The organism is Geobacillus sp. CAMR5420 (assembly GCF_000691465.1).
In the GTDB taxonomy this organism is placed as follows: domain Bacteria; phylum Bacillota; class Bacilli; order Bacillales; family Anoxybacillaceae; genus Geobacillus; species Geobacillus thermoleovorans.
In genome coordinates this window covers 1-26,398 of record NZ_JHUS01000055.1, presented here as the reverse complement: position 1 = coordinate 26,398, position 26,398 = coordinate 1, and the positions used below count along the sequence as shown (strand labels likewise).

At 54.7% G+C, this 26,398-nt stretch carries 25 protein-coding genes; 24 read left to right on the top strand and 1 reads right to left on the bottom strand.

From position 1 onward, the window contains the following. Positions 1-215 precede the first annotated feature (215 nt). Positions 216-1,148, bottom strand: a complete 933-nt coding sequence (rnhC, locus tag DI44_RS03595; RefSeq protein WP_033025963.1) for a ribonuclease HIII — start codon at positions 1,146-1,148, stop codon at positions 216-218. Between the two features lie 111 nt (positions 1,149-1,259). Here rnhC and zapA point away from each other — a divergent pair, with 111 nt between their 5' ends. From zapA to uvrC, 24 genes are all read left to right on the top strand, one after another. Continuing rightward, the gene (zapA, locus tag DI44_RS03600) at positions 1,260-1,535 is read left to right on the top strand and encodes a cell division protein ZapA (protein WP_011232170.1); all 276 of its coding nucleotides are present in this window, start codon (positions 1,260-1,262) and stop codon (positions 1,533-1,535) included. Continuing rightward, positions 1,528-2,067: a CvpA family protein gene (locus DI44_RS03605; protein WP_011232169.1), complete on the top strand. Its 540-nt coding sequence runs from the start codon at positions 1,528-1,530 to the stop codon at positions 2,065-2,067. The genes zapA and DI44_RS03605 overlap by 8 nt, the downstream gene beginning before the upstream one ends. A 90-nt stretch (positions 2,068-2,157) precedes the next feature. Further along, complete coding sequence (gene polX / locus DI44_RS03610; RefSeq protein ID WP_011232168.1) at positions 2,158-3,882, top strand: DNA polymerase/3'-5' exonuclease PolX; 1,725 nt, start codon at positions 2,158-2,160, stop codon at positions 3,880-3,882. A gap of 20 nt (positions 3,883-3,902) precedes the next feature. Further along, entirely contained in the window at positions 3,903-6,257 is a 2,355-nt protein-coding gene (locus tag DI44_RS03615) for an endonuclease MutS2 (RefSeq protein WP_011232167.1), read from the top strand. Between the two features lie 14 nt (positions 6,258-6,271). Further along, positions 6,272-6,679: a DUF350 domain-containing protein gene (locus tag DI44_RS03620; RefSeq protein ID WP_015375560.1), complete on the top strand. Its 408-nt coding sequence runs from the start codon at positions 6,272-6,274 to the stop codon at positions 6,677-6,679. A 13-nt stretch (positions 6,680-6,692) separates the two neighbouring features. Next, positions 6,693-6,857, top strand: a complete 165-nt coding sequence (locus DI44_RS19230) for a hypothetical protein (protein ID WP_011232165.1) — start codon at positions 6,693-6,695, stop codon at positions 6,855-6,857. 81 nt (positions 6,858-6,938) lie between these two features. After that, complete coding sequence (locus DI44_RS03625) at positions 6,939-8,639, top strand: long-chain-fatty-acid--CoA ligase (protein ID WP_011232164.1); 1,701 nt, start codon at positions 6,939-6,941, stop codon at positions 8,637-8,639. Between the two features lie 59 nt (positions 8,640-8,698). Further along, positions 8,699-9,286 (top strand): TetR/AcrR family transcriptional regulator, encoded by a 588-nt coding sequence (locus DI44_RS03630; RefSeq protein WP_011232163.1) that lies wholly within the window; start codon positions 8,699-8,701, stop codon positions 9,284-9,286. Between the two features lie 25 nt (positions 9,287-9,311). Further along, positions 9,312-10,085, top strand: a complete 774-nt coding sequence (locus DI44_RS03635) for an enoyl-CoA hydratase (RefSeq protein ID WP_033025960.1) — start codon at positions 9,312-9,314, stop codon at positions 10,083-10,085. 65 nt (positions 10,086-10,150) lie between these two features. Then, positions 10,151-10,927 (top strand): electron transfer flavoprotein subunit beta/FixA family protein, encoded by a 777-nt coding sequence (locus tag DI44_RS03640; RefSeq protein WP_011232161.1) that lies wholly within the window; start codon positions 10,151-10,153, stop codon positions 10,925-10,927. A gap of 65 nt (positions 10,928-10,992) precedes the next feature. After that, entirely contained in the window at positions 10,993-11,970 is a 978-nt protein-coding gene (locus DI44_RS03645; protein WP_013144556.1) for an electron transfer flavoprotein subunit alpha/FixB family protein, read from the top strand. Between the two features lie 151 nt (positions 11,971-12,121). After that, positions 12,122-12,436 carry a thioredoxin gene (gene trxA, locus DI44_RS03650; protein WP_015375556.1) on the top strand — a complete coding sequence of 105 codons (315 nt, stop codon included), beginning with the start codon at positions 12,122-12,124 and terminating at the stop codon, positions 12,434-12,436. A 238-nt stretch (positions 12,437-12,674) separates the two neighbouring features. Then, positions 12,675-13,679 carry a sulfonate ABC transporter substrate-binding protein gene (locus tag DI44_RS03655; RefSeq protein ID WP_033025958.1) on the top strand — a complete coding sequence of 335 codons (1,005 nt, stop codon included), beginning with the start codon at positions 12,675-12,677 and terminating at the stop codon, positions 13,677-13,679. A gap of 149 nt (positions 13,680-13,828) precedes the next feature. Beyond that, complete coding sequence (gene ssuE / locus DI44_RS03660) at positions 13,829-14,371, top strand: NADPH-dependent FMN reductase (RefSeq protein WP_015375551.1); 543 nt, start codon at positions 13,829-13,831, stop codon at positions 14,369-14,371. Between the two features lie 13 nt (positions 14,372-14,384). Continuing rightward, positions 14,385-15,503 (top strand): FMNH2-dependent alkanesulfonate monooxygenase, encoded by a 1,119-nt coding sequence (gene ssuD, locus DI44_RS03665; RefSeq protein WP_033025956.1) that lies wholly within the window; start codon positions 14,385-14,387, stop codon positions 15,501-15,503. 141 nt (positions 15,504-15,644) lie between these two features. After that, the gene (locus DI44_RS03670) at positions 15,645-16,850 is read left to right on the top strand and encodes a hypothetical protein (RefSeq protein ID WP_033025955.1); all 1,206 of its coding nucleotides are present in this window, start codon (positions 15,645-15,647) and stop codon (positions 16,848-16,850) included. Between the two features lie 177 nt (positions 16,851-17,027). After that, positions 17,028-17,972: an NAD-dependent epimerase/dehydratase family protein gene (locus DI44_RS03675; RefSeq protein ID WP_033025954.1), complete on the top strand. Its 945-nt coding sequence runs from the start codon at positions 17,028-17,030 to the stop codon at positions 17,970-17,972. Then, on the top strand, positions 17,962-18,891 hold the full coding sequence (locus DI44_RS03680) for a lysylphosphatidylglycerol synthase transmembrane domain-containing protein (RefSeq protein WP_033025952.1): 930 nt from the start codon (positions 17,962-17,964) through the stop codon (positions 18,889-18,891). The genes DI44_RS03675 and DI44_RS03680 overlap by 11 nt, the downstream gene beginning before the upstream one ends. Further along, positions 18,888-20,384, top strand: a complete 1,497-nt coding sequence (locus DI44_RS03685; protein WP_033025951.1) for an ectonucleotide pyrophosphatase/phosphodiesterase — start codon at positions 18,888-18,890, stop codon at positions 20,382-20,384. Before DI44_RS03680 ends, DI44_RS03685 begins: the two co-directional genes overlap by 4 nt. Next, positions 20,341-21,102, top strand: coding sequence for a glycosyltransferase family 2 protein (locus tag DI44_RS03690; RefSeq protein WP_033025950.1), 762 nt, complete (start codon positions 20,341-20,343; stop codon positions 21,100-21,102). Before DI44_RS03685 ends, DI44_RS03690 begins: the two co-directional genes overlap by 44 nt. Positions 21,103-21,194: 92 nt before the next feature. Further along, the gene (locus tag DI44_RS03695; RefSeq protein WP_033025949.1) at positions 21,195-21,956 is read left to right on the top strand and encodes a hypothetical protein; all 762 of its coding nucleotides are present in this window, start codon (positions 21,195-21,197) and stop codon (positions 21,954-21,956) included. Between the two features lie 25 nt (positions 21,957-21,981). Then, on the top strand, positions 21,982-22,908 hold the full coding sequence (locus DI44_RS03700; protein ID WP_015375543.1) for an FTR1 family protein: 927 nt from the start codon (positions 21,982-21,984) through the stop codon (positions 22,906-22,908). A gap of 47 nt (positions 22,909-22,955) precedes the next feature. After that, complete coding sequence (locus tag DI44_RS03705) at positions 22,956-24,398, top strand: hypothetical protein (protein WP_033025947.1); 1,443 nt, start codon at positions 22,956-22,958, stop codon at positions 24,396-24,398. Positions 24,399-24,409: 11 nt separating this feature from the next. Then, entirely contained in the window at positions 24,410-26,197 is a 1,788-nt protein-coding gene (uvrC, locus tag DI44_RS03710) for an excinuclease ABC subunit UvrC (protein ID WP_015375541.1), read from the top strand. Positions 26,198-26,398 lie beyond the last annotated feature (201 nt).

The following is a 26,398-nucleotide window of genomic DNA, read 5'->3' as shown; positions in this document are numbered from 1 at the left end:
TGACCTGCGTCGTTGGGCAGCTGTCAACCTGCCCCTAATGCAACCCCAAGTCAAGGAAGGAGGACGAAGTCCGCTCCCACTTCTGGGGAGTTGCAAGCCTCCACTTCAAGCGTTAGCTAAGTGGGGGTAGTTGACGACGGGATGCAGGGACACACATATTACCCGTGGTGCTAGATAAACTCAAACAAACATCATTGTTCATCAATTCCACTCCTTCACTTCCGGCGCTTGGCGATGGCAAGCGCCTTTTTCGTATTGGCGAAATGAAGCTTGGCGCACGCCGCGAGCGCTTCTTCCCCCCGCGCGCGGATGATCCGGGCGGCGGCTTCGTCAACGATGGCGCCGGCACCTTTTGGAAGCAGGAGGCCGACGGCGCGGGATAATTGCTCCATCTCCTCTAAAAACACATAGCGGGCGATGATCGAGGCGGCGGCGACTGATACGTGGACACTTTCCGCCTTGGGAAGGCAGTGCACCCGCTCGCGGATAATGCGATCTTCATCGGAAAGGTAACGGAAATACGAATCCCGTTTTAAAAATTCGTCGATGATGATTGCTTCTGGTTCGGCGGGCGCGATGGCGTCAACGAGTTTCACGAGCGTCCGGTTGTGAAGGAGCGCTTTCATTTTCGTCTGCGGCATGCCGCTTCGCTGCCAGCGGTTGTATTCGGCATTGTCCAACACGGTGACCGCATGCGGCACAGTTTCCATGATGGCGGGGGCGATCCGTTTGATTGTCTCATCGTTCAATTGTTTCGAATCTTTCACGCCAAGCGCCGCGATTTTGGCGATATGCGGCCGATCCACGTAGGCGGCGGCGACGACGATCGGGCCGAAATAATCGCCGGTGCCGACTTCATCGGAACCGATGGCGGAAAGAGACCCGAGTTGATGAGCTGCCAAAGCGGACGGCTGGTGGTCAGCTGTTTCGTTTGAGGCGCTCGCCCCTGATATCCATTTCGCTGCTTCTTGCTCCGCCGCTTTCCCTTGAAACAGCACTTTGCCTGAGCGGTAGGCGGTGATCACGACATCCGGGCGTTTGACGGCAAACAACGCTCCGGCCGGAAGCCGGTCGGATAAGGCGTCTTGGTAGTGGGCGCGCAAGGCGTCAAGCAGCTGTTGATCGGCTTGAATCACATAGTTTGACAATGTTCGATCGCTCCTTTATCTTCTCTATCGTCGCTGTGTGTCGCATCTTTCCATTATACCAGCGTTCATGATATGATAAACAGTAGGATTTTGCGAAATGGGGGAGAAAGTTTGACAGGACAGCCAAAAACGCGGGTGAGCGTCCGCATCTATGGTCAAGACTACACGATCGTCGGCGCGGAAAGCCCAGCCCATATCCGGCTCGTGGCGGCGTTCGTTGACGATAAAATGCATGAATTCAGTGAGAAAAATCCGATGCTCGATGTGCCGAAACTGGCCGTTTTGACGGCCGTCAATATTGCCAGTGAGTATTTGAAGTTAAAGGAAGAATACAACCGGCTTCGTGAACAGCTGAAGAAGGAGAAGGATGGGGAACGCGATGATTGATGTCGTGCTGCTGTTTGTCCTGTTGCTGGGGGCGATGATCGGGCTGAAGCGCGGCTTTATTCTCCAATTCATTCATATGGCCGGGTTTTTCATTGCCTTTTTCGTTGCTTATCAGTATTATGAGCGGTTTGTACCGACATTGCGCCTTTGGATTCCATATCCGACGTTCGGCGATCCGGAGACGATGAAGCTGCTGTTTCAGAGCACCCATTTAGACGATGCCTATTATCGGGCGATTTCCTTTGCACTTTTATTTTTTGTGGTGAAAATCGTGCTTCAAATCGTCGGCTCGATGCTCGATTTCGTCGCCCAGCTGCCGCTGTTGCGCAGCGTCAACCGTCTGGCGGGGGCGGCGCTCGGATTTGCGGAAGTGTATTTGCTCGTCTTTTTGTTTTTGTATATCGGGGCGCTCGTGCCGATTGACAGCGTGCAGGAGCAGCTGCAGCATTCGCTCATGGCGACCGTGATTGTGAAACATACGCCGGTGTTGTCGGAGATGCTTGGCAACTGGTGGATTCATGGCCGCGTCTGATGACCTGCTTGAAGGACGACAAACGCTTTCACCGATTCATGACTATGTTTGCTGGAATGTGGCCGTGATGTTGGAAAGAGAGGGGACGGCATGGACATAAACAAAAAAGATGTCATCCGCCTGTTGGAAACGATTGCGTTATATTTGGAAATCAAAGGGGAGAATCCGTTTAAAGTGAACGCATTCCGCAAGGCGGCAAGCGCGTTGGAGGCGGATGAGAGGAGCCTCGCGGAAATTAGCGACTTTACCGCCATCCCTGGCATCGGCAAAAGCACAGCGGCGATCATCACCGAATTTATCAAGAGCGGCTCGTCGTCGGTGCTGAATGAACTAAAACGCGATGTTCCGGAGACGCTGCTCGCCTTGCTCAAACTGCCGGGGCTTGGCGGCAAAAAAATCGCCAAGCTGCATCAGGAGCTTGGCATTGTCGATATGGACGGATTGAAAGAAGCGTGCTTGGCTGGAAAAGTGCGCGCGCTTGCCGGTTTTGGCGCGAAAACGGAAGAAAAGCTGCTTGCGGCCATTGAAAAGGCAGGCAAACGCCCCGAGCGGCTGCCGCTCGCCCGGGTGCTCGCGATCGCGGCGGACATTGAACGCCAGCTCGCTTGTCTTGATGGCGTGATTCGCTTCTCGCGGGCCGGCAGCTTGCGGCGCTTGAACGAAACGGTGAAAGATTTGGATTATGTCATCGCTACCGATCGTCCGGCCGAGGTGCGCGACGGGCTGCTCGGCTTTGAGCGCATCCGCGAAGTGCTCGCCGCTGGGGAGACGAAAGTGTCGCTTCTTTTTCAGTATGATGATGAAATTGCGGCTGATTTCCGTCTCGTCGGCGAGGACGAGTTTGCGACCGCGCTTCACCATTTTACCGGATCGAAGGACCATAATGTGCGCATGCGCCAGCTCGCCAAAGAGCGCGGGGAGAAAATCAGCGAATATGGCGTGGAAGACCAAGCGACAGGCAAGGTGAAAACGTTCCCCGATGAATCGGCGTTTTACGCCCATTTCGGGCTGCCGTACATTCCGCCGGAGCTGCGTGAAGATGGCACGGAAGTCGATCGATATTCTTCTGATGATCCACTTGTCCATTTTGACGATATCCAAGGCGACTTGCATATGCATTCGGCATGGAGCGACGGCGCGTGTTCGCTCGAGGAGCTCGCCGAAGCGTGCCGCCGCCGCGGCTATCGGTATATCGCCATTACCGACCATTCGCACTATTTGAAAGTCGCCAACGGCTTGACCCCGGATCGGTTGCGGCGCCAGCGCGAGGAAATTGAGCGGCTGAACGCGCGCTATTCGGATTTTACGATTTTGGCCGGCATTGAGATGGATATTTTGCCGGACGGGACGCTCGATTACGACGATGACGTGCTCAAGGAGCTTGATTTTGTCATCGCCGCCATTCACTCTGCGTTCAAACAGCCGCGCGAGACGATCATGAAACGGCTTGAGGCGGCGCTTCGCCACCCGTACGTCGATGTCATTGCTCATCCGACCGGAAGGCTGATCGGCCAGCGCGACGGCTATGACGTCGATATCGAGCGGCTCATCGAGCTGGCGGCGGAGACGAACACGGTGCTTGAGTTAAACGCCAACCCAAACCGGCTCGACTTGTCGGCGGCCTACGTGAAAAAAGCCCAGGAAGCGGGGGTGTACATTGCCATCAACACGGACGCCCACCATTTGGACATGCTCGAGGATATGGCGATCGGCGTAGCGACGGCAAGAAAAGGTTGGATCCATAAGGAAACGGTCATCAACACATGGCCGCTTGAAAAGCTGCAACAGTTTTTGCACGACAAACGAAAGAAATGAATCAGCTGGGGGTCAGATACGTGCAACCAAAAGTGCTTCACACCTTGGAGTTTGATAAAGTGAAAGAGCAGTTGGCTGAGCATGCGTCCTCGCCGCTCGGTTTGGAAAAAATCGACGCTCTCATGCCGTCTTCTGACTTGGAGGAGGTGGCCGCTTGGCTTGACGAAACGGATGAAGCCGCCGCTGTTTTGCGGCTTGCTGGCTATGTGCCGCTTGACGGAGTAGTCGACATCCGTCCGCATCTCAAGCGGGCGGCGATCGGCGGCACGCTCAGCCCGCAAGAGCTGCTTGAAGTGGCGGCCACCTCGGCCGCAAGCCGGCAAATGAAGCGGCTGATCGCGGGTCTCTATGACGAGCATGGCGGACTTGAGCGGCTTTTCCGTTATGCGGACACATTGGCTGAAGCGCCGGAACTCGAGCATGACGTTCGCCGCTCGATCGATGACCATGGCGAAGTGCTGGATGCCGCAAGCGACCGCCTCCGCTCGCTGCGCGGGCAAATTCGGTCAGTGGAAGCGCGCATCCGCGAGAAACTTGAGAGCATCATCCGCTCGCCGTCGGCGCAAAAGCGGCTGTCGGACGCCATCATTACGATCCGCAATGACCGATATGTCATCCCGGTGAAACAAGAGTATCGCGGCGCCTACGGCGGCATCGTCCACGACCAGTCGGCGTCCGGGGCGACGCTGTTTATTGAACCGCAGGCGGTCGTCGAGTTGAACAATGCGCTCCGCGAAGCGCGGGCGAAAGAAAAGCAAGAAATCGAACGCATTTTGCGCGAACTTTCGGCAAAAGTCGCTGAGCAGGCCGAGCCGCTTGCGCGGACGGTCGAAGCGCTCGCGGCGCTTGATTTTGCGTTCGCCAAGGCGAAATACGCCCGCCGGTTGCAAGCCGCGAAGCCAGCGGTCAATAGCCGAGGCTATCTTCGTTTTTTGCAGGCACGCCATCCGCTGCTGGATCAAGAAAAGGCGGTGCCCAATGATATTGAATTGGGCGGCGACTATACGACGATCGTCATCACCGGGCCGAACACCGGCGGAAAAACGGTGACGTTAAAAACGATCGGCTTGTTGACGCTCATGGCGCAAGCGGGGCTGTTCATCCCGGCGGCCGACGGATCGGAAGCGGCGGTGTTCCGTTCCGTTTTCGCCGATATCGGCGATGAGCAGTCGATCGAACAAAGCTTGAGCACGTTCTCGTCCCATATGGTCAATATCGTTGACATTTTGCGCCATGTCGATGGTGAAAGCCTTGTGCTGTTTGACGAGCTTGGGGCTGGCACCGACCCGCAGGAAGGGGCGGCGCTCGCCATCGCCATCTTGGATGAAGTGCACGGGCGCGGGGCGCGAACGGTGGCGACGACGCATTATCCCGAATTGAAAGCGTACGGCTACAACCGCCCCGGCGTCGTGAATGCCAGCGTCGAGTTTGACACCGAAACGCTCCGCCCGACGTATAAACTGTTGATCGGCATCCCCGGCCGCAGCAACGCCTTTGATATTTCGCGCCGCCTTGGGCTTGATGAACGCATCATCGAGCGGGCGAAAGCGCAAGTGAGCGCCGAAAGCCATAACGTCGAAAACATGATCGCGTCGCTTGAACGAAGCAAAAAGCAAGCGGAGGAAGATGAAGCGCGGGCGCGCGCGGCGCTGGAGGAGGCTGAGCGTCTGCGCGCCGAATGGGAACAAAAATGGGAAGAGCTCGAAGAAGAAAAAGCGGAGCGGCTGGCGGAAGCAACGCAAAAAGCAGCCGACATCATCCGCGCCGCGGAACGCGAAGCCGAGCGGATCATCCAGGAGCTGCGCCGCTTGCAAAAAGAAAAGCAGGCGGAAGTGAAAGAGCATGAGCTCGTCGAGGCGAAACAGCGGCTCGCTGCCGCTATGCCGAAAGTGGAGAAGCGGAAAAAGGCGAAAAAGGCTGCTTCACGCCATGTGTTCCAGCCGGGTGATGAAGTGAAGGTGACGAGCCTCAACCAAAAAGGCTACTTGATCGAAAAAGTGTCGGACGACGAATGGCAAGTGCAGCTCGGCATTTTGAAAATGAAAATTCATGAACGTGATTTGGAGTATATCGGCAGCGCGCCGGCGAAAGATGTGACGCCGATTGCGACGGTGAAAGGCAAGGACGCCCATGTTAGCCTCGAGCTTGACTTGCGCGGCGAACGGTACGAAGATGCTCTCATTCGCCTTGAAAAATACTTGGATGATGCTGTGCTCGCCGGATATGCGCGCGTTTCGATCATCCACGGCAAAGGGACGGGCGCGCTCCGCCAAGGAGTGCAGCAGTTTTTAAAACAACACCGGGCGGTGAAAAGCTTCCGGTTCGGAGAGGCGAATGAAGGCGGCACCGGGGTGACGATCGTTGAACTGAAATGATGGGGGCGATGGCAATGGCGTCGTTTTGGGAGCACGACATGGTGAAAACGGCGGCCAATTTCAGCGTCGCCGTGTTGTGCATCGTCGTCTTTTTAGCCGTATTTGAATTGGTGACGAAGTACAAAAACTGGGAAGAGATTCGCAAAGGCAATGTGGCGGTGGCGATGGCAACCGGCGGGAAAATTTTCGGCATCGCCAACATTTTTCGCTATGCACTCGCCCGCCATGAGTCGCTGCCGTCGATGATTGGCTGGGGGCTGTACGGGTTTTTGCTTCTGCTCGCCGCGTACTTTATTTACGAATTTTTGACGCCGAAATTCAATATTGATGACGAAATTGCCAATGACAACCGGGCCGTCGGCTTGATTTCCATGGTGATTTCCGTCGGCTTGTCGTTTGTCATCGGCGAAGGCATTCAGTAAAGGGGAACAACGAATGAACGCAGTAGTGAAATGGTTGTTGATTGCGGTCGGGCTGTTTTTGATCGCCGGCATCGTCTATATGGCCGTGCGCAACCGATCGGTCGATGTGCTGGCGAAAATCTTGTTTGTCATCTGCGCGTGCTTTTTCTTCGTTGGTTTGGTGTACTGGTTTTGGTAACGCTCGGTTCAAGCCCGGCGTTCTTTTTTTTGATGAAAAATTAGAAAAAGTAAAATAAAATAGAAGCAAGGGGGGATTGGGATGGAAAAACCGTGGCTCGCTCACTACCCGCCGGAGATTCCGCATACGCTCGACTATCCAAAGAAAACGCTTTCCGACTATTTGCGGGAGACGGCGGAACAATTCGGAGACCATGAGGCGATCGACTTTTTCGGAAAGACGATGACGTTTCGCGAGCTGTACGAGCAAGCGTTGACATTCGCGCATTATTTGCGGACGATCGGATTGAAAAAAGGGGATCGGGTGGCGATTATGCTGCCGAACTGCCCGCAGGCCGTCATCAGCTACTACGGGACGCTCCTAGCCGGCGGCATCGTCGTGCAGACGAACCCGCTTTACACCGAGTATGAGCTTGAATACCAGCTGAACGACAGCGGCGCCTCGGTGCTCGTGACGATGGATCTTCTGTATCCAAAGGCGGAAAAGGTGAAAGGGAGGACGCCGGTCAAACATTGGATTGTCACGAGAATGCAAGATTATTTGCCCACGGTGAAGAAATGGCTGTATCCGCTTGTGCAGCGGAAGCAAAACATGCCCATCGTCCGCATCGAGGAAAGCGAAACCGTTCATATGTTCCGCACGATCGTCAGTCAGAAGGAAACCGCTCCGATCGGGGTGGACATCGATCCGGTGGAAGATGTGGCGCTGCTGCAATATACAGGCGGCACGACGGGACATCCGAAAGCGGCCATGTTGACGCATCGCAACTTGATCGCCAATACGCTCATGTGCGCCCATTGGGTGTATAAATGCGAAAAAGGAAAAGAAACGGTGCTCGGTGTGCTTCCGTTTTTCCACGTGTACGGCATGACGACGGTGATGAATTTGTCCGTGATGATGGCGAGCAAAATGGTGCTGCTCCCGCGCTTTGATGTCAAGCAAACATTAAAAGCAATCGAGCGCACCCGGCCGACGATGTTCCCAGGCGCGCCGACGATGTACATCGCTTTGTTGAACCATCCGGATTTGCCGAAATATGATTTATCCTCGATCAACGTCTGCATCAGCGGCTCCGCTCCGCTGCCGGTCGAGGTGCAGGAGCAGTTTGAACGGGCGACGGGCGGAAAGTTGATTGAAGGCTATGGGTTAACCGAGGCGTCCCCTGTCACCCACAGCAACTTCCTTTGGGACGGGGAGCGGGTGAAAGGAAGCATCGGCGTTCCGTGGCCGGATACGGACGCGAAAATCATTTCCTTGGAAACGGGTGAGGAAGCAAAGCCGGGAGAGCGTGGAGAACTCGTCGTGCGCGGGCCGCAAGTGATGAAAGGCTACTGGAATCGTCCGGAAGAGACCGAGCAAGTGCTGCGCGACGGATGGCTGTATACAGGTGACATTGGATATATGGATGAGCGTGGGTATTTTTATATCGTCGACCGCAAGAAAGATGTCATTATCGCCGGCGGTTACAACATTTACCCGCGCGAAGTCGAAGAAGCGCTGTACGAGCACCCGAAAGTGCAGGAAGCGGCCGTGATCGGCGTTCCGGATCCGTACCGCGGCGAGACGGTGAAAGCGTTCGTCGTGTTAAAGCCGGGGGAGATGTGCAGCGAACAGGAGCTTGACGCGTTTATGCGCCAGCGCCTGGCTGCTTACAAAGTGCCGCGCATCTACGAGTTCCGCAGCGAATTGCCGAAGACGGCGGTCGGCAAAATTTTGCGCCGCGTGTTGGTGGAAGAGGAGAAAAAGAAGCTTGACAAATCGGCAGAATTGCCCGTAAAATGAAAATATGAATGATGGTTCATTCATTTGGCGGATGGAAAGTGAGAAAAGGAGAATCCATATTGCGGAGGGAAAAGCCGAAATTTAAGCAAATCATTGACGCTGCCGTCGTCGTCATCGCCGAGCACGGCTACCATCAAGCACAGGTGTCGAAAATCGCCAAGCAGGCCGGTGTCGCCGACGGCACGATCTACCTTTATTTTAAAAACAAAGAGGATATTTTAATTTCGCTTTTTCAGGAAAAGATGGGGGCGTTCATCGAGAAAATTGAACAAGAGACAGAAGGAATTTCAAGCCCCCTAGAGAAATTGTATGTATTGGTGAAAACTCATTTTTCCGCCCTCGCCGCTGATCCGCATATGGCGGTCGTGACGCAGCTTGAGCTGCGCCAGTCGAACAAAGAGCTGCGCCATCGCATCAATGAGGTGCTGAAAGGATATTTGCGGCTCATCGACCGCATCATCATGGAGGGGATGGAAAAAGGGGAGTTTCGCCAAGATTTAGACGTCCGGCTCACTCGGCAAATGATCTTTGGCACCCTGGATGAAACGGTGACGACGTGGGTGATGAACGAGCAAAAGTATGACTTGGCCGCCCTCGCCGATCCGGTGTACGAACTGCTCGTCAAAGGGTGCGCCGCCGGACGTTAGGAAAGGCAGAAAGGGGAGAGGCTTCATGGACTTTTTTCGTTTGGCGAAAGAGGAGTTCGTCGCCGTCGTGACGTTTTCGCGGCCGCCGGCGAACGCCCTTTCATCAGCGGTTTTGAAAGAGCTTTCAACCGTGTTGGACGAGCTCGAGACCGATCCGGAAGTACGCGTCGTGCTGCTTCATGGCGAAGGAAGATTTTTCTCAGCCGGCGCCGATATTAAAGAATTCACGTCCATCGCTTCCGTCGAGGAGGCATCCGGCTTGTCGCGCAACGGCCAACTCGTGATGGAGCGGATCGAACGCTTTTCCAAACCAGTCATTGCGGCGATTCACGGCGCCGCATTAGGCGGTGGGTTGGAGCTGGCTATGAGCTGCCACATTCGTGTGGTGGCGGAAAACGCCAAACTCGGCCTTCCGGAGCTGCAGCTTGGCATCATCCCTGGATTTGCTGGCACGCAGCGGCTTGTGCGCTACGTCGGCTTTGGCAAAGCGGCGGAAATGATGTGGACGAGCGAGCCGATCACCGGACTCGAAGCGGTTGAATGGGGGCTTGCCAACAAGGCGGTGCCGGAAGAGCGGCTTCTTGATGAAGCAAAAGCGTTGGCGAAAAAGATTGCCGCCAAAAGTCCGCTTTCCGTCCGTGCGACGATTGAACTGCTCAACGCCGCGAAGGAAAAATCGTTTGCCGAGGCAGTGCGCGAGGAAGCGGAATGGTTTGGCCGCGTGTTTGTATCCGAGGATGCAAAAGAAGGCGTGCAGGCATTTTTGGAAAAACGGCCGCCTGTCTTTAAAGGGAAATGATCCCTGTAAATATCTGAATGTTGGAACATGAAGCAATGTTCGATCAAACCGAGGAGGGGAACGACATGAACATTTTTGTGTTGATGAAACGAACCTTTGACACTGAAGAAAAAATCTCCATCGTCAATGGCAAGATTAACGAGGAAGGTGCAGAATTCATCATCAACCCGTACGACGAATACGCCATTGAAGAAGCGATTCAAGTGCGCGACAAACACGGCGGCGAAGTGACGGTCGTCACCGTCGGCAGCGAGGAAGCGGAAAAAGAGCTGCGCACGGCGCTCGCCATGGGCTGCGATAAAGCGGTGCTCATCAACATTGACGATGATGTCGAAGAACAAGACCAATATACGACGGCGAAAGTGCTCGCTGAATACTTAAAAGACAAAAACCCGGACTTGATTTTAGCCGGCAACGTCGCCATTGACGGCGGTTCCGGGCAAGTCGGCCCGCGCGTTGCGGAATTGCTCGGCATTCCGTATGTGACGACGATCACGAAGCTCGACATTGCCGACGGCGGCAAAGTGACCGTTGTGCGCGACGTCGAGGGGGATGAGGAAATCATCGAAACGTCGCTGCCGCTCCTTGTCACCGCTCAACAAGGGCTGAATGAACCGCGCTATCCGTCGTTGCCTGGGATCATGAAAGCGAAAAAGAAACCGCTTGAGGAGCTGGAGCTTGACGATTTGGACCTCGAGGAAGATGATGTTGAAGCGAAAACAAAAACGATCGAAGTGTTCTTGCCGCCGAAGCGCGAAGCGGGCAAAATTTTGCAAGGCGAGATCGCCGATCAAGTGAAGGAACTCGTTCAGCTGCTCCGCTCCGAAGCGAAAGTGGTATAAGCGGAAACCGCTGTCGGCGTTCGGATGAAGCACAACGGGGAATCAAAGGATAGGGGGACTGAAACATGGCACGTAAAGTATTGACCTTAGCAGAAGTGCGGGATGGATCGCTGCGGAACGTTTCGTTTGAAGCCATTGCAGCGGCCAAAACGATCGCCGAAGGCGGGGAAGTCGTCTCGGTGCTCGTCGGCGACCAAGTGCAGGCGCATGCGAACGAACTCATTTACCGCGGTGCCGACCGCGTCGTCGTCATCGAACATCCGAATTTGAAATTTTATACATCAGATGGCTATTCGCAAGCGTTAAAAGCCGTGATTGACAAAGAGCAGCCGGAAGGCATCGTCTTCGGCCATACGGCGCTCGGCAAAGACTTGTCGCCGAAATTGGCCATCAAGCTCGACGCCGGCCTCGTTTCCGACGTCATCGCCGTTGAAGAGGCAGGCGGCAACATCGTCTTTACCCGTCCGATCTACTCCGGCAAGGCGTTTGAAAAGAAAATTGTCACCGATGGCATCATCTTCGCGACCGTGCGTCCGAACAACATCGCGCCGCTTGAGCGCGACGAGTCGCGCACAGGCAGCGTGGAAGCGCTCGCCGTCGAGATTAAAGACTTGCGCGCGATTGTCAAAGAAGTCGTCCGCAAAACGGCGGAAGGCGTCGACTTGACGGAGGCGAAAGTGATCGTCGCCGGCGGCCGCGGCGTCAAAAGCGCCGAAGGCTTCAAGCCGCTCCAAGAGCTCGCCGAAGTGTTGGGCGGCGCGGTCGGCGCCTCGCGCGGAGCGTGCGATGCCGGATACTGCGACTATTCGCTGCAAATCGGGCAAACGGGGAAAGTCGTCACGCCGGATCTGTACATCGCCTGCGGCATCTCAGGCGCCATCCAGCATTTAGCGGGGATGTCCAACTCGAAAGTCATCGTCGCCATTAACAAAGACCCGGAAGCCAACATCTTTAAAGTCGCGGACTACGGCATTGTCGGCGATTTGTTCGAAGTCGTTCCGCTCCTCACCGAAGAGTTCAAAAAACTGAAAGTGCATTCGTAATGAACAACACGGGCGGCTTGATCCGCCCGTTTTTTGACGGATAAATTCCGCGGCAAAAGCGAATAGTAGAAACGAAGCAAAACATTCGCGCAGACTTGCATTCCATGGTATACTTTGCTTGCAGCATTCAAGAAGATGGGAGGGAATCCATATGGCGATTGTCAACGCCACTGACCAAACGTTCGCCGCAGAGACGAAAGACGGCCTCACGCTCGTTGACTTTTGGGCGCCATGGTGCGGACCGTGCCGCATGATCGCTCCGGTGCTGGAAGAGCTTGACCGCGAAATGGGCGACAAAGTGAAAATCGTCAAAGTGAATGTCGATGAAAACCAAGAAACAGCGTCGAAGTTCGGCGTCATGAGCATCCCGACGCTGCTTCTGTTCAAAGATGGCCAACTTGTCGACAAAGCGATCGGCTATCAGCCGAAAGAGGCGCTTGTGGAGTTTGTGAGCAAGCATGCGTAATGTCGATGACCAAAAATCCAGAGGGAGGGACCTCTGGATTTTTTTTGATGGCCTCAAAAAATGATTGACAACAGGAAGCATTTTCTTTATATTAATAACCAATAATTCATATCGGTTATATAGGAATTATACATTTTTTATTCATAGTTTTTCTATAGTTATAGTTTATTTTTGGGGGGTGATGCCGCTTCGCTTTATTCCGTTGCGAATTAGATGAGGAAAACGAGGAGGGACAATGATGGATCAATGGTTAAAACAGAAGAAAGCACTATGGATGCTGGCCATCGTCTTTTTGTTATGGATGGGCTCCGGATGCGACGCACATAGCGGGAAGGAAGACAAAGGATCTGCTTCGTCGCAAAAAGGGGAAGCAAGCGAGGTCATTCGCATCGGCTATCAAAAATATGGCACGCTCAATATGCTAAAAGCGCGCGGGAATTTGGAAAAACGATTGAAAAAGTTGGGGTATACGGTGCAATGGTCGCTGTTTCCCGGTGGGCCCCAACTGCTTGAGGCGATGAACGCGGGCAGCTTGGATTTTGGCCATACAGGTGAAGCGCCGCCTGTATTTGCCCAAGCAGCTGGAACACCGCTTTTATACGTGGCGACCACGCCGCCGAATCCGGCTGCTGAAGCGATTTTAGTCCCCAAAAATTCGCCAATTCGCACGATCGCGGACTTGAAAGGGAAAAAAGTGGCGTTGAACAAAGGATCGAACGTTCACTATTTGCTTGTCCAGGCGTTGGAAAAAGCAGGATTGAAACTTTCTGACATCCAGCCCGTTTATTTGCCTCCCGCAGACGCGCGCGCTGCTTTTGAGCAAGGAAGCGTCGATGCGTGGGTCATTTGGGATCCGTTCTTGGCTGATGCCGAAGTGAACGGCGGTGCGCGCATTTTGATGGATGCGAAAGGACTTCCCAAACAATATGGATTTATCGTAGGACGGAATGGGTATGTGAAGCAGTATGCAGATGTAGCGAAGACGGTCATTGCACAACTGAATAAAGTTCATCAAGAAATCCACTCCTCTCCCGATGAAGCCGCCAAACTATTGGCTAAAGAAACGAAAATTGGCGAAGAGATTTGGAAACGGACGTTGAGCCGAAGAGGATATGGGGTGTTTCCGCTGACGAAGGAGGTGGTCGACGCCCAGCAACGCATTGCGGATCGTTTTTATGAGGCCGGGGTGATTCCAAAACGGGTCAAAGTGGAAGACGCTGTGGTCGTCATAAAGGGACAATAAGGAAATCCTGTAACATTCACACTTCATCAATACAAGCTGTTCCACTGAAAATGATAGGGCATTGTGAAAAGCCGAATTCCCCTTGAACAACGCTCTTCCAAGGGGATGTTAAGGACAGCGGGGCATAAAAGAATGTGGGGGGAAAACAAATGACAACGGTGGCCATTATTTCTGGAAGTCCGTCGCGCGCCTCGAAAACGAATCGAGTGGCCGAATGGGTGAGCGAGCAATTGCAACGGATCGGCCATACGGTATATTTCATCCGATTGCGCGATTTGCCGGCGGAAGATTTGCTTTATGCGCATTCATCAAGCGATTCGATTGTGAAAACACATGATTGGATCCGCCAGTCACGAGTGGTGGTTGTACTAAGTCCAGTGTATAAGGGAAGTTACACCGGCATTTTAAAAGCGTATTTGGATTTGCTGCCGGAAAAGGCGTTTGCTGGGAAGCTAGTTGTGCCGATTGTTACGGGGGGGACCATTGCTCATCTGTTGGCTCTCGAATACGCGCTCAAACCCATTTTCTCCATTTTGGGAGCGCGGGAAATCTTGCATGGCGTCTTTATTTTGGATTGGACATTGGGGCATGATGACGAAGGCCGCCTCGTGTTTTCGGACGACTTGTTGTCGAGGATGGAAGAGGTGATTCATTCCATTTCCCATGGCTCTGAAAAAACGATCATGAGATAAGGAGGAAAACAATATGAAAGTCCTTTGGTTTATTCCTTCTCATGGCGACGGACGGTATTTAGGGACGGCAAAAGGCGGCCGCTCGCCGGAATACAGCTATTTCAAACAAGTGGCCCAAGCGGCTGATCGATTGGGATACGAAGGGGTGCTCATTCCAACGGGGAAATCGTGCGAAGATCCATGGCTGTTGGCGGCAGCGCTGGCAGCGGAAACGAGGCGATTGCGTTTTCTTGTCGCTGTTCGCCCAGGATTGATGACGCCAACATTGGCGGCGCGCATGGCCTCCACGTTCGATCGCATTTCCGATGGCCGGCTGCTTGTAAATGTCGTCACCGGCGGCGACCCCGTTGAGTTGGCGGGGGATGGGCTGTTTTTGTCGCATGACGAACGGTATGAAGCGACGGACGAGTTTTTGACGATTTGGCGCCGATTGCTGGAAGGAGAAGAAGTGACGTTTGCAGGAAAGCACGTGTCAGTCAAAGGGGCGAAATTGTTGTTCCCGGCTGTGCAAAAACCGTATCCGCGCCTCTTTTTCGGCGGATCGTCGGATGCCGGCCAACAGGTTGCCGCCCGCCATGCGGACGTCTACTTGACTTGGGGGGAGCCGCCTAGACAGGTGAAAGAAAAAATAGAACGGGTAAGGGAACTCGCTCGCCAAGAAGGGAGAGAAATCGAATTTGGCATTCGTCTCCACATCATTGTTCGCGAAACAGAAAAAGAAGCGTGGGAAGCGGCAGAGCGATTGATTCAGTATGTAGATGACCGGACGATTGAAGAGGCGCAGCGGGTGTTTTCCCGTTATGACTCTGTCGGGCAGCAACGGATGCGCGAGCTGCACAGGGGGAGGAAAGAGTCGTTGGAGATCAGCCCAAACCTTTGGACGGGGATTGGGCTCGTTCGCGGCGGCGCGGGCACCGCGCTTGTCGGTGATCCGGAAACAGTGGCTGAACGTCTCCGTGAATACGAGCAACTCGGCATCCGTTACTTCATTTTATCAGGTTATCCGCATTTGGAAGAGGCGTATCGCGTGGCGGAATTGTTATTCCCGTTGTTGTCATTGGATGTTCCTTCTTCTTCCATTCGCGGCGAGGTAGTGGGTCACGAGTTTTTTCCAAATGTGATTAAGGTGTGATCGGTTCTAAAAAAGGGGGATGCGCTGCAAAAGAGCATCCATCCTTTTTTATTTTTGATTGACTTTGAAATTCATGTTCTTTTATAATCGTGCTTGTGTGATATTGATTATCATTTTTAATGGTCTATGGGGGGATCGATCATGTCATGGAAATGGAAGTGGCTCGCCGTGTTCGCCGCCGCGGCGTTGGCGCTTGGCGCGTGCGGCCAGAGCAAACAGACGGCGGGAACAGAAAAAGAAAGCAGCAACCAAACGGCTGTGGAAAAACAAGAAAAGCCGAAAGAGGAAGAGAAGACGGAGAACGAGAAGGAAGAAGCGGAAGTCGATTATGCGGGAGCGTTCAGCGAAGCGCTCGCGGAGCTTGAGAAGGCGAAGCAAGGCGGGACGGTCGACTTCGGCAAAGTGGAGAGCATCTACAAAGAAAAGCTGCAGCCGCTTGTACAAAAACGTGACGCGGAATTTGAAGATACGCTTGACCAACATATTACCAACGCACTGGCCGCCGGCAAAGACGGGTTGCTTGAGCCGTTGGTTGTCAAGCAAATTTTTGACAAGCTGATGCAAAAAGTGTTTTACACGACGATCAAACATGAGTTTACCGAAGCAGAAGAGCATTGGGCCAATAAGGAAGAAGTAAAGGAAGAGCTTGAGGAAGCGAAGGCATTTTACGCGATTTTGCAGTCGACCGTGGAAAAGCGCGATGTGGCTTACGGAACGAAGTTGGTTGACGCGATCAACGGGGCGTTTGCCCAAATGGAGCAAGCGGTGCAAAACGATGATGCGCTCTCATTTGCCCTCGGCAAGCAAGTCGTGGACAAAACATTGATGAAAACATTCTATTTAGCGAGCGGAGCGTTGCCGCACGGCTATGCGGCGAAGGCGGCGGCTGCGGCCAAGGAAAACGCCGAAGAAGCCAAAGTGGAGCAGGCGGAAGGCTGGGCGTTTTATCAGTCCGTCTATCCGTATATGAAACGGCATGCCGCGGAGGAGGCGGACTACATTTTGAAACAGTTTGACCTGCAAACCGATGTCAAAACGCTCGATCCGAAAGCGGTGAACCATGCGTTCGTGCGCGGATGGGCGAAAGTGGCGCTTCACGAATATGAAGAAAGCAAAGAAAATTGGGGGCAAGACAAGTCGGTGATCACCGCCTTAGAAGGCGCGCTCTTTATTAACATGATCGAAAATGATATCAAAACGCTGCTCGGCGACAAGGCGTACAGCACGTTGAACGATCAGGCGGCGCGCTACTTGGAAGCAGCAAAGGCGAAAAACAAAGCCGAAGCTGACAAATGGCTGCCGCAAATTGAAGCTGCGCTGCAGCAAGTAGTGGAAAAGGCGAAATAATGATGAAGGAGGGTGTCCCCAAGGACGCCCTTTTTTTCACAAACGCCCCTTCGGCTTGTCGCGGCTGAGAATGCGCTTTGGCGGATGCTTTTCGCTTTTGCCTGCAATCCGCGACTTTCGCCGGCCGCTATGGTAAGATGCTTAATGGACAGTGAATTTGATAATGGGGTGACGACTGTGAAAGTAGTGGTGACAGGGGGAGCGGGGTTTATCGGCAGCCACCTCGCGGCCCATCTCAGCGAGCAAGGATATGACGTAATAGCCGTCGACTGCTTTCATCCGTACTATTCGGCTGAGCGGAAAGAGCGGCAGTTTCAGGCGCTCACCGGCGGGCGGGTGCCGCTTGCCCGCTTCGATTTGCTCGACCGGGAACAAACGATGCGCTGGTTTGCCCAATGCCGCCCGGATGTCGTCTATCATTTGGCGGCGCTGCCGGGCGTGCCGCATTCGCTTGAACAGCCGCTCGCCTATATTGACTATGACATTAAAGCGACGGTGAACGTATTGGCGGCGGCGGGGGAAGCGGGAGTCAGCCATGTGCTGTTTGCTTCGTCGTCATCCGTCTATGGCGACCGCGGCAACGTGCCGCTGAAAGAAGAAATGGCTGATGGCCGCGTCGTGTCGCCGTATGCGGCGGCGAAATACGGAGCGGAATCGTTTTGTCATGCCTATGCCCATTTGTATGGCTACCAAATGACGATGTTCCGCTATTTCACCGTTTACGGGCCGTGGGGGCGTCCGGATATGGCGATCGGCACGTTTTTGCGCCGATTGTTGGTGGGCGAGGAGATTGTCGTGTATGGCAAGGGGACGGCGCGCGATTATACGTACATCGATGATATTGTCGCCGGCATGGCCGCGGCGCTTCACCGCAGCGGCGGGCGAAGCGAAGTGTTCAACTTGGGCGCCGGGGCGCCCGTCACCATGGAGCAGCTGCTCGCTGAGTTGCGGAAGCACTTTTCCGATATGAAAATCGTGCACGCGCCGGAGCGGAAAGGCGATGTGAAAGCGACATGGGCGGACATTACGAAGGCGGAAAAGGCGTTTGGTTACCGGCCGAACGTGCCGTTTGCCGAAGGGCTCGCCCGCACGGTGGCGTGGGCGCGCGAACATGAGCGGTAGGGCGGCCAAGGCGGGGCTCCAGGTTGCCGGAGCGGCCATGGTTGTTCTGTTTGGTTGGATGACGTATCGCTATTTTGACGGCCGTGCGTTGCTTCGGCATCTCGCCGGGCTGGCCCGCCATCCGGCGGATATGGCTGCCGCCGTTTTCGTGTATGGCGCGTCCTTTTGGCTGCGGGCATGGGCATGGAAGCAATATGTCGGGAAACCGATCGCCTTTGCCGTCTATTGGCGTGGGGTGTTGCTCAGCTTGTTGATCAATCATCTCGTCCCCGTCAAAATGGGCGATGCCGCCCGCGTCGCTGTGCTTGCCCGCCAGCCGGGTGTTTCCGCCGCTGAGGCGATCGAGTCGGTTGCGGTCATGCGGTTATTGGACATGGCGGTGCTGGGCGGTTTTGCGGCAGCGGGGGTGTATGTGTACATGCATCGGATTCCCGTCCTTCCGCTGGCGGTGGCGGTTGCCGTCGCAGGGGGGATGTTTGTGCTCGTGATGTTTCGCCGTCCGCTCCGCCTCGAACGGTTATGGCGCCGATGGCGGACGGTGTTGCAGGGCCGCCGCGGTCTGGGGATCGCTGCGGCCGTGGCGGCGAGCTGGTTGTGTGAAGCGGTCGTCATTGGCGTGATCGCCAAAGCAGTCGGCATCCCGCTTTCCTTTGGACAGGCGGTGTGGGCAAACAGCGCGGCTGTTTCCGGCCAGATCGCCCAAGTCGCCCCCGGCGGGATCGGAACGTATGAGGCGGTGATGGCGTTTGCGTTGACCCGGCTCGGCGCACCATGGGAGAAAGCGTATGCGGCGGCAGTGTTGACCCATGCGTTTAAGTTTTTGTTTTCTTACGCCGCCGGGGCCATGGTATTGTTGCTTTGGCGGTCTGACTGGCAAGCGGTGCGGAGCGTACGGAGAAAGGAAAGGGAGAGGCGATGAAAGAAGCGTCACGATTCGAAAAAATGGCGGCGCGCTGCTGGAATTTGCTGAATGAAGGAAAGCCGTTTACGCCGATTTTTGTCGCGGGAACGATGACGATCTACCATGCCGCTGATTGGATGGGCGGCTCATGGGGATGGATGCTTGGTCTGGCGGCGGCGCTGCCGCTGTTTGTCATCTACTATGTCTATGATTATCCGCTGTTTTTGCGCAATTATTTATGGATTCCTTACGTTGTGTTTCTCATCGTTTGGTCGTTTGCTGATGCGGCGCTGCTGCTGTTGGCGTCGGGGCTTTACTTTTTCTTTACCGTCTTTTTTTGGGGAACGCTCTATTACCATTTGCGCATCGGCACGTCATGGTGGAATTTCACCCGCTTTTGGAAGCTCGTGCTGAAAAACAGCGATTCGACGAGCGGCAACGCTCAAGAGCAGCTGCCGAAAGTCTTTCTCCTTTTATCTGTTTGGGAATATGCGTCGATCCAAGTGGAACGAGGGGCGGATTTGGCGCCGCTGTGCGGGGCGCTTTGGCTGTTTGCTGCTTTGGTGTGGCTGTTTTCATGGATTTTGCATCGGAATTTGTTCGACTGGCAGCCCGAGATCATTCCGACTTATACGAACAATGTGCCGAGTCCAACCGTGCCGATCAGTGACAAAGTGTATGTCATCGTGATTGATGGGATGCGCAAAGACCGGTTTGAAGCGGCCAACGCCCCGTTTTTGAAACGGCTGCGCGCGCAAGGGACGGAATTTGCGCAAATGGAGACCGTGTACCCGGCGCGTACGGTCGTTTGCTTTACATCGATGTTGACGGGCACGTATCCGTTTGAGCACGGGATTCGCTCGAATATGGTATGGAAGCTCGGAGCGAAAGTGGAAACGATCTTTGACTCGCTCCGCAAAGTAGGGAAAACAGGCCGCTTGCTTGGCATCGCCCATTTGGTCGATTCGTTTGGAGACGATGTCGAAACGGTGACAGCCGTCATGCCGAACGACCTCGCCGACCGCTATATTATCGAGCGGGCGAAACGAATTGTTGAAGAACAAGATCCAGGCTTGCTTATCGTGCAGCTGATCGCCACCGACCAGACCGGCCATAGCCGCGGGGTGCTGTATGACGAGTATATTGAAAAAATTGAAGAAGCCGATGCGCTGATCGCCGAGTTTGTCGCCTGGCTTGAGGAGCGAGGCGAGCTTGAGCGCGCGACGCTGATCGTCTGCGCCGACCATGGCCAAGCGGATGGCATCGGCGGCCACGGCCATCTCGATGAAGGGGAGCGGTATGTGCCGTTTTTCATGTACGGTCCGGCGATTGAGGCAGGGAAACGGGTTGATGAGAAAAGAAGCCTCGTCTCGCTGGCGCCGACGATCGCCTATTTGCTTGGCGCGCCGTATCCAAGCCATAGCCGCGGCCCTGTTTTGATCGAAGCGATGCGGAAGGAGGAGAGTGATGAAGAAGCAGCACGTCATCGTTTTTTTGCCGGCGCACAATGAGGAAGGGGCGATTGGGGACGTGATTCGCCGCATTCCGCGTCATTTCCATCCCGATGTAGAGGTCAGCGTCTTGGTCATTGATGACGGGTCGACCGACCGGACTGCTGAAGCGGCGCAAGAAGCGGGAGCCGATTACATTTGCCGCTGGCCGGAAAACCGCGGCCTCGGGGCGGCGGTGCGGCGAGGGCTCAAAGAGTGTGTCCGTCTTGGCGCGGATATCGGCGTGATGATCGATGCCGATAACGAATATCCGCCGGAACAAATTCCTGACCTTTTGGCGCCGATTTTCGCCGGTGAGGCCGACTATACGATCGGCTCGCGCTTCCTTGGCACGATTCGCGGCATGAAATGGCACCGACGCCTCGGGAATTATTTGTTCACGTGGCTGCAGTCGCTCCTGCTCGGCCAGCGGCTGTACGACGGGCAATCCGGCATGCGCGCGTTTTCCCGCCAAGCGATGGAAGAGGCGGAAATCATCCACGATTACAATTACGCCCAAGTGTTGACGCTCAACTTAGTGCGCAAAGGGTTTCGACTAAAGGAAGTGCCGATCCGCTACCAAGTGCGGACGACCGGCCGTTCGTTCATCAAGTTCACCGCCTATATGACCGCGGTCATCCCGGCCATCTGGAAGGAAATGCGCCGCCCGGTAACAAAAGCGGTCATTGACCGAAAAGCGCATCTGCTTTCTTTGGAGCGGGAGCGCCATTGTTCGTGAGGCGGCCGCCTTGGGCCGCCGGCCATTTTTCCAATATTGACAATGATGGTGATAATGATTATCATTGATCTTGATGGAGGGGGATCAGAAACGTGAAAACATCCCGTTTCTTTTTTTACATAGCAGTGATCATTATTCTCAATCTCATTCCGCTGAAAGCGTTCGCCTATTCGTATGGAGATCCGAACAAAGAAGCGGTTGCTGAGGCGTATAAAGAGATGAAAGAAAAGTTGAACGAGCAGCCGCCGAACTTTGCCGCAGCGAAGGAAATTTTCGGAACCATAAAAGAAGAAATCGACATGCACATGGGGCCTGAGCCGTCCAAGGCGGTGCTTGCAGCCATCGAAGCGAAGGACCGCCAGGGGGTGATCAAGGACATGGAAAACATTTTAGTGCTCAATATCGCCCGCCGGTTGGACAATATTGAGGCGAACTTTGATCAGTACGACACGAGCAAGCGGCTGTTGGCGAAGGCGTTTGCGACGTATGAGGCGCTGTCGCCGATCATCCAAGGGAAAGACCCTGCGCTTGACAAACAGCTGCGCACCGAGTTTGACAAGGCGCTTCAGTCGCTTGGCAACCCGGGGCTGTTTGGCGTCGGCGAGAAAAAATCAGACATCGAAACGTTCAAGAAAAGCAAGGAAACCATTTTATCGGCGTTGCAAAAGCAATTTGGCCTCAAAAGCCTAAAAGTCGGCCATTTTTCGGAAAGCGCCACGGAAAAGCCGGATGCAGTGCAAAAGAAAGAGTGGACCGATTTGTCCGAGGCCAAAAACTGGATTCCGCTCATCGTCATCGCTGTGGTGATCATCGGGACTGTCTTGATTTACGCACGTCGCCGGAAGCGTGCTTAGTCTAAACTGAATGGGAGGCGGGGGCATGGAAGTTCAAGCGCTGCTTATCACGTTTCGTGAAGCGCTGGAAGCGCTGCTGATTGTCGGCATCATTACATCGTATTTGAAACGGGTCGGTCACCGTGAATACACGAAATATGTATGGCTTGGCGCCGCTCTTGCTGTGGCGGCGAGCGTCGGCGTCGCCATGTTGTTTCAGCTCGTCTTTACCGGTTTTGCGGCAATGGGAAGCGAGACGTATTTGAAAATCGGCATCATGGTCATTTCCGCGTTGCTCTTGACGCAAATGGTGTTCTGGATGGCCGAACATAGTCGGGACATGAAAAAAAGCGTGGAAGGGAAAATGGATCAGTTTGTCACCGCCGGCAATGTCGCCGGCATGGTCATCCACTCGTTTTTGGTCGTGCTGCGCGAAGGAGTGGAAACGGTCTTCTTCTTCGCCGCCATTACGCACGGCAACATCGGCGCGGCGATGCAAGGCTGGGGAGCGGCGACCGGGGTCGTCATTGCCGCTTTTGTCAGCTACTTCTTCTTTAAAGGGACGATGCGCATTCCGTTGAAGACGTTCTTTAAAGTGACTGGCGCGTTTATCGTCCTAATTGCCGCCGGACTGCTCGTGCAAGCCATTTCGATGATGCAGGACATCGGCCTCATCGGCAGCGTCATGCCGCACGTATACGATTTGACGTGGCTGCTTCCGGAACATCCGATCGATTACGAACATTACGTGCGCGACCATGGCGTCGCCCCTGTCTTTTCCGGCGAAGTCGGCGTCTTTTTAAAAGCGCTGTTCGGTTATTCTTCAATGCCGTCGCTTGAAGAAGTGTTGGCCTATATCGGCTACTTCGTCGTCGTGTATTTGTTGGTGGCGAGCCGCCGCGGTCAAAAGAAGGCCGTGGTTGAGAAGCCGGCGGTTGCCTCGTTGGAGGAACAAGCCAAAAACGTCATGTAACGTACAAGGACGCTGCGCCTTGTACGTTTTCTTTGGAGGGAAACACGGTGGACAAACGGTTGGGCGATGATCGCTTTTGGATGAGCTTTGGTGTCGGAATGGCTGCTTTGTTGGCCGGCGCCGGTTTGTATGGGGCGAACCCGTATGCGGCCTCGTGGGACGAAGTTGACTTTGCGCGGGCGCTGGAACGCTATGATTTATTGGCCATGCAGCCGCATTTCCCGGGCTATCCGTATTTGATTCTTGGCGGCATGGCAGTGCACGCTCTGGTCGCCAATCCGGCCAAAGCGCTTTCGATCTTGAATGTGCTCGTGTTGTTTTCCGCCGCCTTTCCCATCGTTTGGCTGCTCGCTCGCCATATGCCGCGTTCAGCGGCGCTATGGGCGGCGCTTTCGGTGCTTTCTTCAAGCTACGTGCTCCTTGCCGCCGCCAGACCGATGTCGGACGGCGCGGCGCTTGGCGTGCTTTGGTGGTACATATGGGCGGTGGAATGGGCGCGGCGGCGAACAACATGGATGGCGCAGCTTTGGCCGGCCGCGTTGTTCAGCATCCTCATGGGCATCCGTTTGTCTTATGCCCCGTTTGCCGCTGCGTTGTTGATCCTTTGGCATGAAGACTGGAAAACGCACCGCCGCCTCGGCCGCGTGGCGGCATCGCTGTTGGCGGCGGCCGCCTTTCAATTTGTTTGGGTGGCGGCGGTCGCGGCGACGGAAGGCGGCCTTTGGCCGTTTTTCAAGCTTGGCTGGGCGTTTGTCGTCGGTCATTTCAGCGACTGGGGGGGAACGGCGGCGGCGAGCCCGCTTCCATTTTGGGAGCGGGTGCGCCGCTTTGTCCTTGACAACTTTCTTTGGACCGGCATGGCCAGCCGAAATGCTTGGCTGCTGGCTACCTATGCAGTGGTCGGCGCCATCGCCTGGCGCACTGGGCCGTTTCGGCTGCCGCGCCCGCTTGTCGTTTCCGCGTTGCTGTATGCTTTGTGGGCGCTTTTCGGACAAAACATTGACAAGCCGCGTCATCTCCTTCCGCTCGTTCACATTGCGCTCGTTTTCGTGTGGGGGCGCGTATTGGCTGCACCGCGATCATGGAAGCATGTGTTGGCGGCGGCGGTTGTGCTGCTGCAGGCTGCAATCGGCATCGGGCAGCTGTGCGAGCAGGCAAAGACGCCGCCGGCAGTGTATCAGCTTGCGGACGATTTGCGTGACAAACGGCAGCCGTTTGTGGTATATACGTGGGAAGAGACGCGCGTCCTAGACTATTTGAACGTGCCCTTTCCACATAAAGACGTGCTCCATTTTTCCTTCTTTTTGCAAGACAAAGAAAACTACCGCCATGCTGCGATATATATGACCAATCACGTTGTCCAAGGGTTCGAGGCTCAAGGGATCGATGTTTCCCGCCATGTGCGCAAAGTGAAAACGTATCGTTCCAGTCTGCTTGCTGATCCGGTGTATGGGACGATTACGCTGTACGAATGGGTGGATGGAGAGTGAGGTGATGGCCAATGAACGAGCGGCTGAAAGAAAAGCTGGCCGTGCTGCCGGAACAGCCGGGTTGCTATTTGATGAAAGACAAACACGGAACGGTCATTTACGTCGGCAAAGCGAAGTCGCTGAAAGCGCGCGTCCGCTCGTATTTCACCGGGACGCATGACGGCAAGACGCAGCGGCTTGTTGAGGAGATCGCCGATTTCGAATACATCGTCACCTCGTCAAACGCCGAGGCGCTCATTTTGGAGATGAATTTGATCAAAAAGCATGATCCGAAATACAACGTCATGCTGAAAGATGATAAAAGCTACCCGTTTATTAAAATCACCGCGGAAAAGCATCCGCGCCTGCTGATCACCCGCAAAGTGAAAAAAGACGGGGGCAAATATTTCGGCCCGTATCCAAACGTGCAGGCGGCGAACGAAACGAAAAAGCTGCTCGACCGCTTATATCCGCTCCGCAAATGTTCGACGCTGCCTTCGCGCGCCTGTTTGTATTACCATATGGGCCAATGCCTCGCCCCGTGCGTCCACCCGGTGTCGGACGAACAAAATAAGGCGATGGTTGAACAAATCGTCCGCTTTTTAAACGGCGGGTATGAAGACGTGAAGCGGGAGTTGGCCGAGAAAATGCACGAGGCGGCGGAAGCGCTCGAGTTTGAACGGGCGAAAGAATACCGCGATCAAATCGCAGCGATTGAGATGACGATGGAAAAGCAAAAAATGATGCTCAACGACTTCATCGACCGCGATGTATTCGGCTATGCGTACGACAAAGGCTGGATGTGCGTGCAAGTGTTTTTCCTCCGCCAAGGAAAGCTGATCGAGCGCGACGTGTCGATCTTCCCGCTTTACCAAGACCCGGATGAGGAAATGCTTACGTTTTTGGGTCAGTTTTATGCGAAAGCGCATCATTTGAAGCCAAAAGAAGTCGTCCTCCCGTCCGACATTGACGGCGAGCTCGCCCGCGAATTGCTCGGCGTTGCCGTCGTCCAGCCGAAAAAAGGGAAGAAAAAAGAGCTTGTTGAGCTGGCGAGCAAAAACGCGGCCATTGCTCTGAAAGAAAAATTTTATTTCATCGAGCGGGACGAAGAACGGACGATCAAAGCGGTCGAACGTCTCGGAGAGCGTCTTGGCATTCCGGCGCCGCGCCGCATCGAGGCGTTTGACAACTCGAACATTTACGGGGCTGATCCGGTCTCGGCGCTTGTCGTTTTCCTCGATGGCAAGCCGGCGAAAAAAGAATACCGGAAATATAAGGTGAAAACGGTCGCGGGGCCGAACGATTATGAAACGATGCGCGAAGTCGTGCGCCGCCGCTATACGCGCGTGTTGAAAGAAGGATTGCCGCTTCCCGATTTGATCATCATCGACGGCGGCAAAGGACACTTGTCGGCGGTGCGGGATGTGCTCGAAAACGAACTTGGACTGGATGTGCCGCTGGCTGGATTGGCGAAAGACGAAAAACATCGCACATCAGAGCTTTTGGCCGGCGACCCGCCGGATGTCGTGCCGCTTGACCGGCAAAGCCAAGAGTTTTATTTATTGCAGCGCATCCAGGATGAAGTGCATCGGTTTGCCGTTATGTTTCACCGAAAGACGCGGCAGAAAACGATGTTCCATTCCGTGCTTGATGACATTCCCGGCGTCGGGGAAAAGCGGAAAAAAGCGCTGTTAAACTATTTCGGATCAGTCAAAAAGATGAAAGAGGCGACCGTTGATGAGCTGCAACGGGCGAACATTCCACGGGCGGTGGCGGAGAAAATCTATGAAAAACTGCGTCAACTACCCCCACTTAGCTAACGCTTGAAGTGGGGGCTTGCAACTCCCCAGAAGTGCGAGCGGACTTTGTCCTCCTTCCTTGACTTGGGGTTGCATCAGGGGCAGGTTGACAACTGCCCAACGACACAGGTCATGCCTGTGTCGTTCGTTCAACGATGTACTCTATTCCTTTTCGTTGAGGGCTCCTGGCCCCAATGCGGTCATCGGTTGAGGGATACCCGC